14 protein-coding genes and 1 rRNA gene are annotated in these 13,825 nt (G+C 43.2%); all 15 read left to right on the forward strand.

Going from position 1 to position 13,825, the window contains the following annotated elements; all coding sequences use genetic code 11:
• Positions 1 to 14: 14 nt before the first annotated feature.
• The gene (ftsH, locus tag ACOSV2_RS22265; protein ID WP_428976873.1) at positions 15 to 1,976 is read left to right on the forward strand and encodes an ATP-dependent zinc metalloprotease FtsH; all 1,962 of its coding nucleotides are present in this window, start codon (positions 15 to 17) and stop codon (positions 1,974 to 1,976) included.
• A 23-nt stretch (positions 1,977 to 1,999) separates the two neighbouring features.
• A complete protein-coding gene (locus tag ACOSV2_RS22270) occupies positions 2,000 to 2,149 on the forward strand; it encodes a hypothetical protein (protein WP_428976874.1) in 150 nt (49 codons plus the stop codon).
• A 494-nt stretch (positions 2,150 to 2,643) separates the two neighbouring features.
• The gene (locus ACOSV2_RS22275; RefSeq protein ID WP_172655809.1) at positions 2,644 to 3,411 is read left to right on the forward strand and encodes a type III pantothenate kinase; all 768 of its coding nucleotides are present in this window, start codon (positions 2,644 to 2,646) and stop codon (positions 3,409 to 3,411) included.
• A 19-nt stretch (positions 3,412 to 3,430) separates the two neighbouring features.
• Positions 3,431 to 4,312 carry an Hsp33 family molecular chaperone HslO gene (hslO, locus tag ACOSV2_RS22280; RefSeq protein WP_397554521.1) on the forward strand — a complete coding sequence of 294 codons (882 nt, stop codon included), beginning with the start codon at positions 3,431 to 3,433 and terminating at the stop codon, positions 4,310 to 4,312.
• 25 nt (positions 4,313 to 4,337) lie between these two features.
• Positions 4,338 to 5,219 carry a peptidyl-prolyl cis-trans isomerase gene (locus ACOSV2_RS22285; RefSeq protein WP_428976875.1) on the forward strand — a complete coding sequence of 294 codons (882 nt, stop codon included), beginning with the start codon at positions 4,338 to 4,340 and terminating at the stop codon, positions 5,217 to 5,219.
• A gap of 274 nt (positions 5,220 to 5,493) precedes the next feature.
• Complete coding sequence (gene cysK / locus ACOSV2_RS22290) at positions 5,494 to 6,423, forward strand: cysteine synthase A (protein WP_428976876.1); 930 nt, start codon at positions 5,494 to 5,496, stop codon at positions 6,421 to 6,423.
• Positions 6,424 to 6,628: 205 nt separating this feature from the next.
• Positions 6,629 to 8,032, forward strand: a complete 1,404-nt coding sequence (gene pabB, locus ACOSV2_RS22295; RefSeq protein ID WP_428976877.1) for an aminodeoxychorismate synthase, component I — start codon at positions 6,629 to 6,631, stop codon at positions 8,030 to 8,032.
• On the forward strand, positions 8,029 to 8,616 hold the full coding sequence (pabA, locus tag ACOSV2_RS22300; RefSeq protein ID WP_428976878.1) for an aminodeoxychorismate/anthranilate synthase component II: 588 nt from the start codon (positions 8,029 to 8,031) through the stop codon (positions 8,614 to 8,616). Before pabB ends, pabA begins: the two co-directional genes overlap by 4 nt.
• Positions 8,617 to 9,474: an aminodeoxychorismate lyase gene (gene pabC, locus ACOSV2_RS22305; protein WP_428976879.1), complete on the forward strand. Its 858-nt coding sequence runs from the start codon at positions 8,617 to 8,619 to the stop codon at positions 9,472 to 9,474. It abuts the gene before it with no gap.
• 16 nt (positions 9,475 to 9,490) lie between these two features.
• Positions 9,491 to 10,312 (forward strand): dihydropteroate synthase, encoded by an 822-nt coding sequence (gene folP, locus ACOSV2_RS22310; protein ID WP_428976880.1) that lies wholly within the window; start codon positions 9,491 to 9,493, stop codon positions 10,310 to 10,312.
• Positions 10,305 to 10,664 carry a dihydroneopterin aldolase gene (folB, locus tag ACOSV2_RS22315; protein ID WP_428976881.1) on the forward strand — a complete coding sequence of 120 codons (360 nt, stop codon included), beginning with the start codon at positions 10,305 to 10,307 and terminating at the stop codon, positions 10,662 to 10,664. Before folP ends, folB begins: the two co-directional genes overlap by 8 nt.
• A 1-nt stretch (position 10,665) precedes the next feature.
• A complete protein-coding gene (gene folK / locus ACOSV2_RS22320; RefSeq protein WP_428976882.1) occupies positions 10,666 to 11,190 on the forward strand; it encodes a 2-amino-4-hydroxy-6-hydroxymethyldihydropteridine diphosphokinase in 525 nt (174 codons plus the stop codon).
• A complete protein-coding gene (locus ACOSV2_RS22325) occupies positions 11,142 to 11,366 on the forward strand; it encodes a helix-turn-helix domain-containing protein (protein ID WP_113971070.1) in 225 nt (74 codons plus the stop codon). Before folK ends, ACOSV2_RS22325 begins: the two co-directional genes overlap by 49 nt.
• A gap of 319 nt (positions 11,367 to 11,685) precedes the next feature.
• Entirely contained in the window at positions 11,686 to 13,182 is a 1,497-nt protein-coding gene (gene lysS, locus ACOSV2_RS22330; protein ID WP_428976883.1) for a lysine--tRNA ligase, read from the forward strand.
• A gap of 442 nt (positions 13,183 to 13,624) precedes the next feature.
• Positions 13,625 to 13,825, forward strand: a 16S ribosomal RNA gene (locus ACOSV2_RS22335); the annotation flags it as partial.

Raw genomic sequence — 13,825 nt, forward strand, 5'->3', positions numbered from 1 at the left:
GGAGGAGGTAAGGGATGAACCGGATCTTTCGAAACACCATATTCTATTTACTGGTCTTTTTAGTGATTATAGGTGTGGTGAGTTATTTCAGTAACAACAACGAGCCAACCAAAAATATCGAGTACAGTACGTTTATTAATAACCTTGAAGACGGAGACGTTTCTTCTTTTTCAATTCAGCCTGGCAGGGGCGTTTATGAAGTAAAAGGACAGATGGAAGGGGCTAAAGAAGGAGAGTACTTCTTAACCTATGTCCTTACTACAGATGGAAAGTTAATGGAGAAGATCAATGCGGCAGCATCAGAGCAAGGAATTGATGTGGAAGTATTGCAAGCCAAAGAAACAAGCGGCTGGGTATCTTTCTTTACAACGATCATTCCATTCGTCATTATCTTTATTCTGTTCTTCTTCTTACTTAACCAAGCTCAAGGCGGCGGAAGCCGTGTCATGAACTTTGGGAAAAGTAAAGCAAAGCTATACAGCGAAGAGAAGAAGAAAGTTCGCTTTAAAGATGTAGCGGGAGCAGATGAAGAGAAGCAAGAACTTGTAGAGGTAGTGGAATTCTTAAAGGATCCACGCAAATTCTCTGAAGTAGGTGCCCGTATTCCAAAAGGTGTCCTTCTAGTAGGACCTCCAGGTACAGGTAAAACCTTACTTGCACGAGCGGTGGCTGGAGAAGCAGGAGTGCCTTTCTTCTCAATCAGTGGTTCCGACTTCGTTGAAATGTTTGTCGGTGTCGGTGCATCTCGTGTACGTGATTTATTCGAAAATGCGAAGAAGAATGCACCTTGTATCATTTTCATTGATGAGATTGATGCAGTCGGTCGTCAACGTGGAGCAGGTTTAGGTGGAGGTCACGATGAGCGTGAACAAACCCTTAACCAGTTACTAGTCGAAATGGACGGCTTTGGCGCTAACGAAGGTATTATCATCGTTGCTGCAACAAACCGACCAGACATTCTGGATCCTGCATTGTTACGTCCAGGACGTTTCGACCGTCAAATTACAGTAGATCGTCCCGACCTTAGAGGACGTGAAGCGGTTCTTAAAGTACATTCTCATAATAAACCGCTAGATGATTCAGTGGATCTAAAAGCGATTGCGATGAGAACACCAGGCTTCTCTGGAGCCGACTTAGAAAACCTTCTGAACGAAGCAGCTCTTGTAGCAGCCCGTGAGGATAAGAAGAAAATCGATATGCGCGATATTGATGAAGCAACAGACCGTGTCATTGCAGGTCCTGCTAAGAAGAGCAAAGTCATATCTGAAAAAGAACGTAAAATCGTGGCTTTCCACGAAGCGGGTCACACCGTTATCGGATTAGTCCTTGATGAAGCAGACATGGTACATAAGGTGACCATCGTTCCTCGTGGGCAAGCAGGCGGTTATGCTGTTATGCTTCCGAAAGAAGATCGTTACTTTATGACGAAGCCTGAGCTTCTTGATAAGATTACCGGTTTACTTGGTGGTCGTGTAGCGGAGGAAATCATCTTCGGTGATGTATCAACCGGTGCTCACAATGACTTCCAACGTGCTACTGGAATCGCCCGTAAAATGGTCACTGAATACGGTATGAGTGAAAAGCTTGGACCACTTCAGTTCGGTCAATCTCAAGGTGGTCAAGTGTTCTTGGGACGCGACATCAATAGTGAGCAAAACTATTCAGATGCCATCGCATATGAAATTGACTTGGAAATGCAGCGTCTAATTAAAGAGAGCTATGAGAGAGCGAAGCGAATTCTTACTGAGAATCGTGACAAGCTTGAACTTATTGCGAAAACATTATTAGACATCGAAACATTAGATGCGGCACAAATCAAGCATTTAATGGATCACGGTAAACTACCGGAGCGTATCTATGAATCCGACCAGGAAAATAGCGACGTGAAAGTAAATATCCAAAAGAAAAATGAAGAAACTGTGATCGAAGAAGACACGGCTTCAAAAGAAGACGATTCTAAATCAGATCGCACGTAAATAGAGAGAGGATGCATCCAGTGATGGGTGCATCCTTTTTTGTTGTGGGGACCTTGGCTTCTATTGTCGGACGATTCTCGATTGGTAAGGATTGTAAAATGGCCGGATTTTTTTCGATTTCGGCCGGATTTTCGATTAAAATGGCTGGATTATTACCAATTTCGGCCAGATAAAATAGTATTTCGGCCGGATTATGGCGTGAAACGGCCGGATTTTCTCAACAAGTATTCCAAAACACCACCCTACGGTTGAGTCCTTCATGGGTTTCAGCAAAAAAATGCGATTTACAACTTCAAAATACGTGTTTTGCTTGCTTGTCAGGTCTGACCAAGCCGGTTCCGCTTTTGTTTCATCCAGCTCCAGGGCTTAGAGGCTCGAGGTCATAAGTCAAAGCTGCCAAAAAGGCAAAGAGCGCCTTTCCGGCAGCTTTGTCATATGCTTGTCGCCTCTGTTCAAAGCCCTTGCGCTTTTATACTCATCCAGCTCCACCGGCTAGCCCCTCGAGGTCATAAGCTAAATGGACCAAGAAGGCAAAGAACGCCTTCCAGGCCCATTCATCTTATGCTTGTCGGGTCTGACCAAGCCGGTTCCGCTTTTGTACCTATTCTAAATAAATTATGGTATGATGTTGGCAGTGTGAAAACAATTGGCTTAGTAGGTGAGGATATTGATTTTTGTAATGGATGTAGGGAATACCAATATTGTGTTTGGTGTGTATGAAAATGACCATTTAAAATATCATTGGAGAGCTGAAACGAATCGACATAAAACGGAAGATGAGTTTGGGATGCTTGTGAAGAATCTGTTCGAGCATGTGAAGCTGACGTTTGACGAGATTGACGGAATCATCATTTCCTCCGTTGTCCCTCCAATTATGTTTAGTTTGGAACGTATGTGTGAGAAGTATTTTAATATTACTCCGCTCGTCGTTGGACCTGGTATTAAAACCGGTTTAAATATCAAGTATGAAAATCCAAGGGAAGTCGGGGCGGATCGAATCGTAAATGCTGTCGCTGGTATTCACGAATACGGTGGTCCTCTCATTATTGTCGATTTCGGTACAGCGACGACGTATTGCTATATCAATGAGGAAAGACAATATATGGGTGGAGCGATCGCCCCTGGTATAGGGATTTCAACAGAAGCCCTGTACTCGAAGGCGGCAAAATTGCCAAGAATTGAAATTGCCCGTCCTGAACATATCATTGGAAAGAATACCGTAACGGCTATGCAAGCAGGTATTCTCTATGGTTATGTTGGACAAGTAGAAGGTATCGTTCAAAGAATGAAAGCACAAAGTAAGAAGGAACCAACCGTCATTGCAACGGGAGGATTAGCTACATTGATTTCGAAAGAATCCAACAGCATTGACGTCGTAGATCCTTTCCTGACATTAAAAGGATTAAAATTAATCTACAAGAGAAACATGAACTAAAGTGAAAGGAGCTTCAACCATGAGCGACTATTTAGTAAAAGCGTTAGCCTATAATGGCCAAGTACGTGCTTATGCAGTAAAAAGCACGGATACAGTAGGAGAAGCACAAAGAAGACATGGAACATGGCCAACTGCGTCAGCAGCACTAGGTAGAAGCATTAGTGCCGGAGTGATGATGGGGGCTATGTTAAAAGGGGAAAATAAATTAACGATCAAAGTAGAGGGTGGAGGCCCGATCGGCGCCATTCTTGTAGATAGCAATGCAAAAGGGGAGGTCAGGGGATATGTGACCAACCCGCATGTACACTTCGATTTAAACGAACAAGGAAAGCTTGATGTCCGTCGTGCAGTTGGTACAACCGGAACGTTATCCATTGTAAAAGATATCGGAATGAGGGATCATTTCTCCGGTCAGGTTCCGATTGTTTCAGGAGAACTTGGAGAAGACTTCACGTATTATTTCGTCACTTCAGAACAGGTACCTTCTTCTGTAGGTGTAGGTGTGTTAGTGAACCCCGACAATTCCATTCTTGCAGCAGGCGGATTTATCCTGCAGCTAATGCCGGGAACGGATGACGAAACGATTACGAAGATTGAGGAACGTTTAGCTAAAATCCCTCCGATCTCTAAATTGATCGAAAAGGGACTCACACCTGAAGAGGTATTAGAAGAAGTACTTGGAAAAGGGGAAGTCAAAGTACTTGAAACGCTTCCAGTGGCATTTAAGTGTCAGTGTAATAAAGAACGGTTTTCAAATGCCATCATCAGCCTAGGGGAGCAGGAAATACAAGAAATGATCGATGAAGATGGAAGTGCAGAAGCAAGCTGTCACTTCTGTAATGAAACGTATGTATTTTCTAAAGAAGAATTAGAAGAACTGAAAGCAAACACGAAGCAGTAAATCAGATTCAGGGAGAATGGGAGAAATGAGAATTAAACGATCTGTACTCATCGTTATGGTTGGGCTGCTACTTGTTACCAATATCATTACACTCGTGTGGAATCGCTCTTCGGGGGTAAGTGGTACTCCCGAAGTCGTGGCGACGGTTGGCGGAGAGTCAATTACCCGGGAGGACTGGTTGTATTCCCTTGAGCAAAAGCATGGCAAGGAAGAGCTGAAGGCCCTGATCAATCAACAAGTGATCGACCATTTAGCGAAGAAATATGATATCTCTGTTTCAGATAAAGAAGTAGAACAGGAATATTATTTCATACAATCTGTTTATAATGCGTACGATGAAGAAAATCTTGAAGATGAAGATTCACTAAAGACTCAAATCAAATCTGAATTGTTATTAGAGGAGCTCCTCACGAAGGATGTCCAAGTGCCTGAAAAAGAGTTGAAGAGTTTCTATAATCAAAACGAGCATCTGTACTCTATTTCTAAAATGTATAAGCTGAAGCAGTTGAAGGTAGCTGATCAATCAGAAGCCGCTCAAGCACTGGAAGAATTAGAGGCTGGCTCGGACTTTGAAGCTTTGGCCATGGAGCGTTCAAGCGATGAGCAAAGTGCTCATTTAGGAGGAGACATTGGGTATGTTCCTCTGGATGGGGATTTCCTATCGTCAGAAGCGTCAGAAGAAATAGAGTCTCTCTCACCAGGCGAATGGACAAAACCGATTCAGCAGGATTCAGAGTACGTTATTTATTATGTAGACGATGTTTTGAAAGAAAGACATTTTTCGTTCAAAGATGTAAAATCTCAAATTCGAAGACAAATTGCTTTAGAGCAAGTAGAGACGCCTCTGCAGCCCGAGTCCTTTTGGGAAGAGGTTGAAGTGGACTGGTTTTACGGAAAACAGAATTAGAAGGGGCTGGCCTTTTAAAAGGTCAGCTTCTTTTACATAGAGAGACACTTTTTAACGAAACATAGGATAAATGAAATATGCATACATATAACCTAGGGTAGAAGCAATTGGTCACATCAGACCAGAATAAAGAGCATGATGGATGGATGATACACCTCGAACCAGAAATCTTTGGTGTGAACAGTGTGTAGGCTTTTTAATTGACAAATTTATTGAATATTGTTACATTTTTATAAAACCAACAAATTTACTTGGAATTAGGAGTGATGAATGAATGGTGAGAGTAGCCAATTCAATTTCGGAATTAATAGGTCAGACTCCAGTGGTAAAACTGAATCGATTAGTAGATGAAAATAGTGCAGATGTTTACTTGAAATTAGAATATATGAATCCCGGAAGCTCTGTAAAGGATCGTATCGCATTAGCGATGATTGAAGCAGGGGAAAAAGAAGGTACGATTAAACCCGGGGATACGATTGTTGAGCCCACGAGTGGAAATACCGGTATTGGTTTAGCGATGGTAGCTGCCGCAAAAGGATACCGTGCGTTACTGGTCATGCCTGACACAATGAGTATGGAAAGACGCAACCTATTACGTGCGTACGGCGCAGAATTAGTATTAACACCAGGAGCAGAAGGAATGGGAGGGGCCATTCGCAAAGCTGAAGAGTTAGCGAAAGAAAAAGGCCACTTCATGCCTCAGCAATTTAAGAATGAAGCCAACCCTAAAGTTCATCGAGAAACAACCGGACCTGAGATCGTCGAGCAAATGGGCGATCAACTGGATGCCTTCATTTCAGGGATTGGAACAGGTGGTACGATAACTGGCGCTGGGGAAGTGCTTAAGAAGCATTACCCATCAATCGAGCTATACGCCGTGGAACCGTCAGATTCACCGGTATTATCAGGAGGAAAGCCTGGTCCTCATAAAATCCAGGGAATCGGTGCCGGATTCATCCCTGATATTTTAGATACAGAGGTATATAACCATGTCATTCAAGTTGACAAGGATTCGGCCTTCGACTATGCAAGAAGAGCGGCTAAAGAAGAAGGGATCCTGGGTGGGATTTCTTCAGGAGCGGCCATCTATGCAGCTATTGAAGTAGCGAAGAAGTTAGGGAAAGGTAAGAAAGTTCTTGCCATCATCCCAAGTAACGGAGAACGCTATTTAAGTACTCCTCTTTACCAATTTGATGAAGAATGATTAAAAGTGCCGGATCCTGAAGGTTTAACTCTTCAGGGTCCGTTTTTTTGTGTGGTCTATTGGACATTTCGAAGTAAAAGTCCCCATCTAAATCTATCCATTCTCCACCATCCCCACCCACATAAATTTCAAGTTTTTAACGATGAAACCTTCCCGAAGTTCATGTATCATGAAAGTAGATAAAAAATAGGAGTGTGAAGGGTCAGTGCAGCACCTATATTTTCATAAAAACCATTCAACCAAAGAACAATTTTTTGCAGCATACGAACAACTTAGTCAACATCAATCACATCATATATTGTTAGAAAGTGGACGGGGTGGACGATATAGCGTTGCTGGACTACAACCTGACGTCATTTTACAAAGTGTTCCGGAAGGGTTGCGCATACAAGACTCTTCGGGGGTTAAAACGATAAATGGAGACCCATTGATTCAAATGGAAAAATGGATGAATCCCCTTCGGACGAAAAGAAGAGAGGATCTCCCTGATTTCCAAGGGGGGGTAATCGGGTTTCTTAGTTATGATTATGCAAGGAAGATTGAAAGACTTCCCGCTCTGGGGCGAGATGATCTGGAGCTTCCGGACCTTTATTTCTATTACCTGAAGGAATGGGTGGTCTACGATCATCAGGAAAATAGTTTGTGGACGATGATACTTTCTGATGAGGAAACGGAATCAGCCGAGAATAAGCTATCAAGATGGACTTCTTCTTGGACAAATGCCTTGTCTTCAATAAAAGAATATGAGAAGGATCCTGTGAAACACGAGACAGCAGGCATCGAAGTATCGATGGATGAAGAGGAATTCTCAGAGGCTGTGAAGAAGATCCAAACTTATATCTCCCAGGGTGATGTCTTTCAGGTGAATTTATCTGTCCGACAATCTCAAGAATTAAAGGCTGAGCCTTACACGGTTTATAAAAAGCTTAGGGAATTAAATCCCTCCCCTTATATGAGTTATATTCAAAGCCCGGACTTTCAAATTGTCTCCGGGTCACCGGAACTGCTGGTAAAGAAGAAAGGGACCGAAGTAAGTACAAGGCCGATTGCAGGCACACGCTCCCGGGGAAAAGATGCTGAAGAGGATGAGAAACTTGCTCTTGAGCTGATCAATAATGAAAAAGAAAGAGCAGAGCACGTGATGCTTGTGGACCTGGAACGAAATGACCTGGGCAGGGTTTGCCAATACGGGACAGTTGAAGTGAATGAGTTTATGGTCATTGAAAAATACTCCCACGTCATGCACATTGTTTCAAATGTAAGAGGAACACTAGATGAAACTAAAACGGGAGCGGATCTAATCCGATCTGTTTTTCCTGGTGGAACCATTACGGGAGCCCCTAAGGTGAGAACGATGGAAATCATTGAAGAACTCGAGCCGGTTAGAAGAGGGATTTACACAGGGTCCATTGGCTGGATTGGCGTCAATGGAGATATGGAATTGAATATCGTCATCCGGACGATGCTTGTGAAAGAAGGAAAAGCCCATATTCAAGCGGGAGCGGGAGTCGTGATTGATTCCAATCCTAAGTACGAATACAAAGAATCCTTGAAGAAAGCGAAAGCCCTTTGGGTAGCGAAAGCCAGGGCGGAAGGAGAAACCCTATGATTCTCATGATTGATAACTACGATTCATTCACCTATAATCTCGTGCAATTTTTAGGAGAGCTGGGGGAAGAGCTGATCGTGAAACGAAATGACGAGATTACAATAGATGAGATTGAGGCATTGTCTCCGGATTACCTGATGATCTCTCCGGGACCGTGCAGTCCGGACGAAGCGGGTGTGAGTCTGGAGGCGATCAGAACCTTTGCGGGAAAGATTCCGATTTTCGGCGTTTGCCTGGGTCACCAATCGATTGCCCAGGTGTTCGGAGGCGATGTGGTTCGTGCGGAACGGTTAATGCACGGAAAGGTCTCACCCATGCTCCATGATGGGAAAACCATTTTTAAAGACATGCCCAATCCTTTCGAGGCAACAAGATACCATTCCCTGATTGTCAAAAGAGAAACCCTTCCTGGTTGCTTTGACATTTCAGCCGAAACGAAAGAAGGGGAAATCATGGCGATCCGTCATAAACAGCTGCCAATCGAAGGGGTGCAGTTCCATCCTGAATCGATCATGACGGAACAAGGGAAACAGCTTCTCCTCAACTTTCTAACGACTTATAAAAAAATCGAGATGGTTTTATAAATGTACCTATATCTTAACGGTGAAATCGTTCATGCATCAGAGGCTGTCATTTCCCCATTCGATCACGGATATTTATATGGATTGGGCGTGTTTGAAACCTTTCGGACGTATGATGGTCATCCGTTTTTGCTAAAGGATCACTTAAAGAGGCTTTCTCATGGATTGAAGGAATTGAATATTGCAACGGACCTGGATGAAGAAAAGATCCGGAACGCAATAACAACACTTCTAGATAAAAATGGCTTGAAAGATGCCTATTGCCGGTTCAATGTTTCCGGTGGGGAAGGTGAGATAGGTTTACAAACGGCTCCGTATGAGGATGCGACGGTGATCCTTTTTCAAAAAGAATTGCCTCCTTCTATGCCATTAACGGAAAAAGAAGGTGTGTTGCTTCAGTTAAAAAGAAATACACCTGAGACCGGTGAACGTTTGAAATCCCATCATTACCTCAACAATATGGCGGCTAAACGGGAAATTGGACCATCTCCTCAACGGGAAGGGATATTTCTTACAAAGGAAGGCCATCTCTGTGAAGGAATAACGTCCAATCTTTTCTGGGTAAAAGACGCAGAATTGTATACACCATCTGTAGAGACCGGGCTCTTAAACGGGATAACACGTCAGTTCATCCTTGACCTGGCAGATCGAACGCAAATGGGGGTTCGGGTAGGGTTGTTCGAGCAAGAGCGATTACTGGGAGCGGATGAAGTTTTTTTCACAAACTCTGTGCAAGAAATCATACCGGTAAACAGAATTGCCTCTATGAGTTTTCCGGGTCGCAACGGAATGTATACCAGGCTGTTACATGAACGATACAGCGAATACACAGGCCACTTGAATTCAATAGAGGAATTATAGCAGGGGGAGTCGTGCAATGAAGTGCGGAAAATACGAACTTAATTTTTCAGAGAAAACTCTTATTATGGGGATTTTAAATATCACACCTGATTCATTCTCGGACGGTGGTTCGTTCAATGAATTGGACCGGGCTGTAGAGCGTGCGAAAGGAATGGTTGAGATGGGGGCAGACATTATAGATATAGGTGGAGAGTCCACTCGGCCAGGGCACCAAATCGTAGCTGCTGAAGAAGAAATTTCACGAGTCGTGCCGATTATAGAGGCAATCTCCCAGGAAGTGAACGTACCGATCTCCATCGACACGTATAAGGCAGAGACGGCCCGTACAGCTTTGGAAGCGGGAGCAAGCATCATTAATGATGTATGGGGTGCGAAAAAAGATCCTGAAATGGCACAAGTAGCAGCGGAAACGGGTGCCCCGATCATTCTCATGCATAACCGGGATAACCGGGAGTACAGCCACTTCGTTCGGGATGCGATACAAGATCTGCAGGAAAGCATCTTCCTAGTAAAAGAGGCAGGGGTGAAAGACGACCAAATCATCCTGGATCCTGGAATCGGGTTTGCCAAAACAGTACAATTAAACATAGAGATGATGAGACATTTGGATGTTCTTGTTTCACTAGGATATCCTGTGCTCCTGGGGACGTCTCGAAAGTCTATAATCGGACATGTCCTGGATCTACCCGTAGAGGAACGGATGGAAGGCACGGGAGCGACGGTTTGCTACGGGATTCAAAAAGGGTGTCACATCGTACGTGTTCATGACGTAAAGGAAATGGCCCGCATGGCTAAAATGATGGATGCCCTCGTTGGAAAGGAGAAAATGTATGGATAAGATTCTATTGAATGAAATGGAGTTTTACGGCTATCACGGTGTATTTCAGGAAGAGAACAAACTTGGACAACGTTTTCGTGTTAGTGTAGAGTTGCATTTAGATTTAAGGAAGTCCGGTCAAAGTGATCAGCTTGAGGACTCCGTTAACTATGCGGAGATCTATTCCATCACGAAAACTGTAGTTGAGGGAGAACCGAAGAATTTAGTGGAAGCGGTCGCTGAAGACATCTCTTCCCGGATCTTAGAAACATTCCAAGTCGTAGAGAGCTGTAAAATTACACTAATCAAGCCTGACCCACCTATTCCTGGACATTACCAATCGGTGGCGGTGGAGATTAATAGGAGTCGATAGGATGAATACTGCATATATTTCCCTTGGTTCCAATATGGGAGACAGGGCGGGTTATTTAGAAAAAGCCATAAACATCTTAGGTAGTCATGGTAAGATAGAGGTAACGAAACGATCCTCTATGTATGAAACAGACCCGGTAGGATTTACAGAACAAGGTAAATTTTTGAATATGGTCATCGAAATTCGTACCAGTTTAAGTCCAGAAACTCTATTACATCAGTGCTTGCAGGTGGAAATCGACCTTGGAAGAGAAAGGGAGTTCAGATGGGGTCCGCGAATAATAGACCTTGATATTTTACTCTATAATCACGAAACGATTGAGTCAGAGAACCTTCTCATTCCTCACCCAAGGATGCAAGAAAGAGCATTTGTGTTAATCCCATTATTAGAGGTTGCTCCACGTTTAGAGCATCCATCTTTTAATGCCCCGTTCGTTGAATTTCTGGACGAAATACCTGACAAAGAAGGAGTTCGGTTATGGAAACAGATAAATGGGGAAGACGCATTCGTGCATTCAGAAAACTAAAAGGATATACACAGGAAGGGTTAGCTAAGGAATTAGCCATCTCCGTTTCCGTCCTTGGAGAAGTTGAAAGAGGCAGTCGAATACCAAAAGAAGATTTCTTAGTGAACGTTGCAGAAGTGCTGAACATCCCGCTGCACGATCTGATGCCGCAGGATGATTATGAACGTAGTGAGTGAATGTCAATATAGTCGAGTAATATATAGATAGGAAACGAATTAAGGGGTAAGGGCTTTACTTGAGGCAGTATGGCCAAGAGAATGCCGGTTGATTCACCTGTATATCCTTTTATGTTATCCTAGAAAAGGCTGGAACCAATCCGTGACATTGTCACAAAGTTGGAGCGGCCTTTTTTAGATTTTTTTCAATATGTTTTCACGCACTAAAGTACGTTTCTGAAATAACTCATACTTTAGGGGTGTTACAAACATAGATATTGTGTAAAATAGTATGGTATATAATCGTATTAGTCTAGTAAAGCAAGTAGATAGAATAGGAGTGAAACACATGAGTCACGAAGAAATCAATGACCAGCTTCGAGTCAGACGCGAAAAAATGGAATCGATCCGTGATAAAGGAATGGATCCATTCGGTAAACGCTATGATCGTACCCACAATTCATCCGAGATCAAATCTCAATTCGATGAATTTTCTAAAGAAGAACTAGAAGAGAAAGACATTGCAGTAACCATCGCAGGTCGTATCATGACAAAGCGTGGAAAAGGGAAAGCGGGATTCGCCCACCTGCAGGACTTAGCCGGACAAGTCCAAATCTATGTGCGTAAAGATGCCATTGGTGAAGAAGCATACGAACTATTCAATACAGCAGACCTTGGAGATATCGTAGGGGTTACAGGTACAATATTCAAAACAAAGGTAGGAGAGCTTTCAGTAAAAGCGAAAGAATTCCACCTTCTAACGAAAGCGCTGCGCCCGCTTCCTGAAAAGTTCCATGGTTTAAAAGACGTTGAACAGCGCTACCGTCAGCGTTACTTGGATCTGATTTCGAGCCAGGAGAGCAAAGAGACGTTCATCGCCCGCAGTCGTATCATCCAATCGATGAGAAGATACCTGGACAACAACGGTTACTTAGAAGTAGAAACACCGATGATGCATGCCATCGCAGGGGGAGCATCTGCCCGTCCATTCAATACACATCATAACGCTCTCGATATGCCGTTATTCATGCGTATTGCAATCGAGCTACACTTAAAGCGCCTGATTGTCGGTGGACTTGAGAAAGTATACGAAATCGGCCGTGTATTCCGTAACGAAGGTGTGTCTACAAGACATAACCCGGAATTCACGATGATCGAGCTTTATGAAGCATACGCAGATTACCGAGATATCATGGCACTTACTGAAAATCTTGTAGCTCATATTGCGAAAGAAGTATTCGGCTCTACTACGGTTCAGTATGCAGACTATGAAATAAATCTGGAGCCACAGTGGACTCGTCTTCATATGGTGGACGCGGTTAAAGAACAGACTGGTGTGGATTTCTGGAAAGAAATGTCCGATGAAGAAGCACGTGCCCTTGCGAAAGAACACGGCATCGAAATCAAAGACAATATGCAATATGGCCATGTGTTAAATGAATTCTTCGAACAAAAAGTGGAAGACAAACTTATCCAGCCTACATTCATCTATGGTCACCCGGTGGAAATTTCTCCACTTGCCAAGAAAAATGATGAAGATCCGCGATTCACAGATCGCTTTGAGTTATTCATCGTAGGCCGTGAACATGCGAATGCCTTCACGGAGCTTAATGACCCAATCGATCAAAGAGAACGTTTTGAGGCGCAATTGAAAGAAAGAGAAGAAGGAAACGACGAAGCCCACATGATGGATAATGATTTCATCGAGGCTCTTGAATACGGTATGCCGCCAACAGGTGGTCTTGGTATCGGTATCGACAGACTTGTTATGCTGTTAACCAACTCTCCATCTATTCGAGACGTTTTACTTTTCCCATTAATGCGTCATCGTGATTAATCGTGTGTCAAAGAACAGCAGGGGCTTCACGCCCCTGCTGTTCTTTTTAGTTTTATGAATGATGGGTAGATAATAATTTAGAGAATATAATGATGCAAAAACTCAGTTTAGGTCTATAGTCATCTTATATAAACTATAGGATTACGGTAAAAAGAATGAAAAGGATGTCTTTTGTCTTATAATTATTATGTGGTAAAAAAGATTTAAAAAAACTCTTGCGCCCATATTTGGAAGGTGGTATAGTATTATCTGTTGCCGCAAAAAGGCGACAAACTTAATAAAAACTTTTTAATAAAGTTATTGACTTGAATGAGTCGATAATGTAATATTTAAAAGGTCGCTTCAAACAGAAGCATTACACATTGAACCTTGAAAACTGAACAAAACAAGACAATACGTCAACGTTAATTCTAGATTTATTTTTAAAGAGCTATTCAAACTTTTATCGGAGAGTTTGATCCTGGCTCAGGACGAACGCTGGCGGCGTGCCTAATACATGCAAGTCGAGCGGACTGATGGGAGCTTGCTCCCATCAGTCAGCGGCGGACGGGTGAGTAACACGTGGGTAACCTGCCTGTAAGACTGGGATAACTCCGGGAAACCGGGGCTAATACCGGATAACTCATTTCCTCGCATGAGGAAA

The organism is Rossellomorea sp. DUT-2 (genome assembly GCF_052665285.1).

Coding starts and splice junctions, on each gene's coding strand:
- folK (WP_428976882.1), top strand. CDS start 10,666: ATGAATACTGCATATATTTCCCTTGGTTCCAATATGGGAGACAGGGCG.
- cysK (WP_428976876.1), top strand. CDS start 5,494: ATGGTGAGAGTAGCCAATTCAATTTCGGAATTAATAGGTCAGACTCCA.
- folB (WP_428976881.1), top strand. CDS start 10,305: ATGGATAAGATTCTATTGAATGAAATGGAGTTTTACGGCTATCACGGT.
- pabA (WP_428976878.1), top strand. CDS start 8,029: ATGATTCTCATGATTGATAACTACGATTCATTCACCTATAATCTCGTG.
- hslO (WP_397554521.1), top strand. CDS start 3,431: ATGAGCGACTATTTAGTAAAAGCGTTAGCCTATAATGGCCAAGTACGT.
- ACOSV2_RS22285 (WP_428976875.1), top strand. CDS start 4,338: ATGAGAATTAAACGATCTGTACTCATCGTTATGGTTGGGCTGCTACTT.
- ACOSV2_RS22270 (WP_428976874.1), top strand. CDS start 2,000: ATGGGTGCATCCTTTTTTGTTGTGGGGACCTTGGCTTCTATTGTCGGA.
- ACOSV2_RS22325 (WP_113971070.1), top strand. CDS start 11,142: ATGGAAACAGATAAATGGGGAAGACGCATTCGTGCATTCAGAAAACTA.
- pabC (WP_428976879.1), top strand. CDS start 8,617: ATGTACCTATATCTTAACGGTGAAATCGTTCATGCATCAGAGGCTGTC.
- folP (WP_428976880.1), top strand. CDS start 9,491: ATGAAGTGCGGAAAATACGAACTTAATTTTTCAGAGAAAACTCTTATT.
- ftsH (WP_428976873.1), top strand. CDS start 15: ATGAACCGGATCTTTCGAAACACCATATTCTATTTACTGGTCTTTTTA.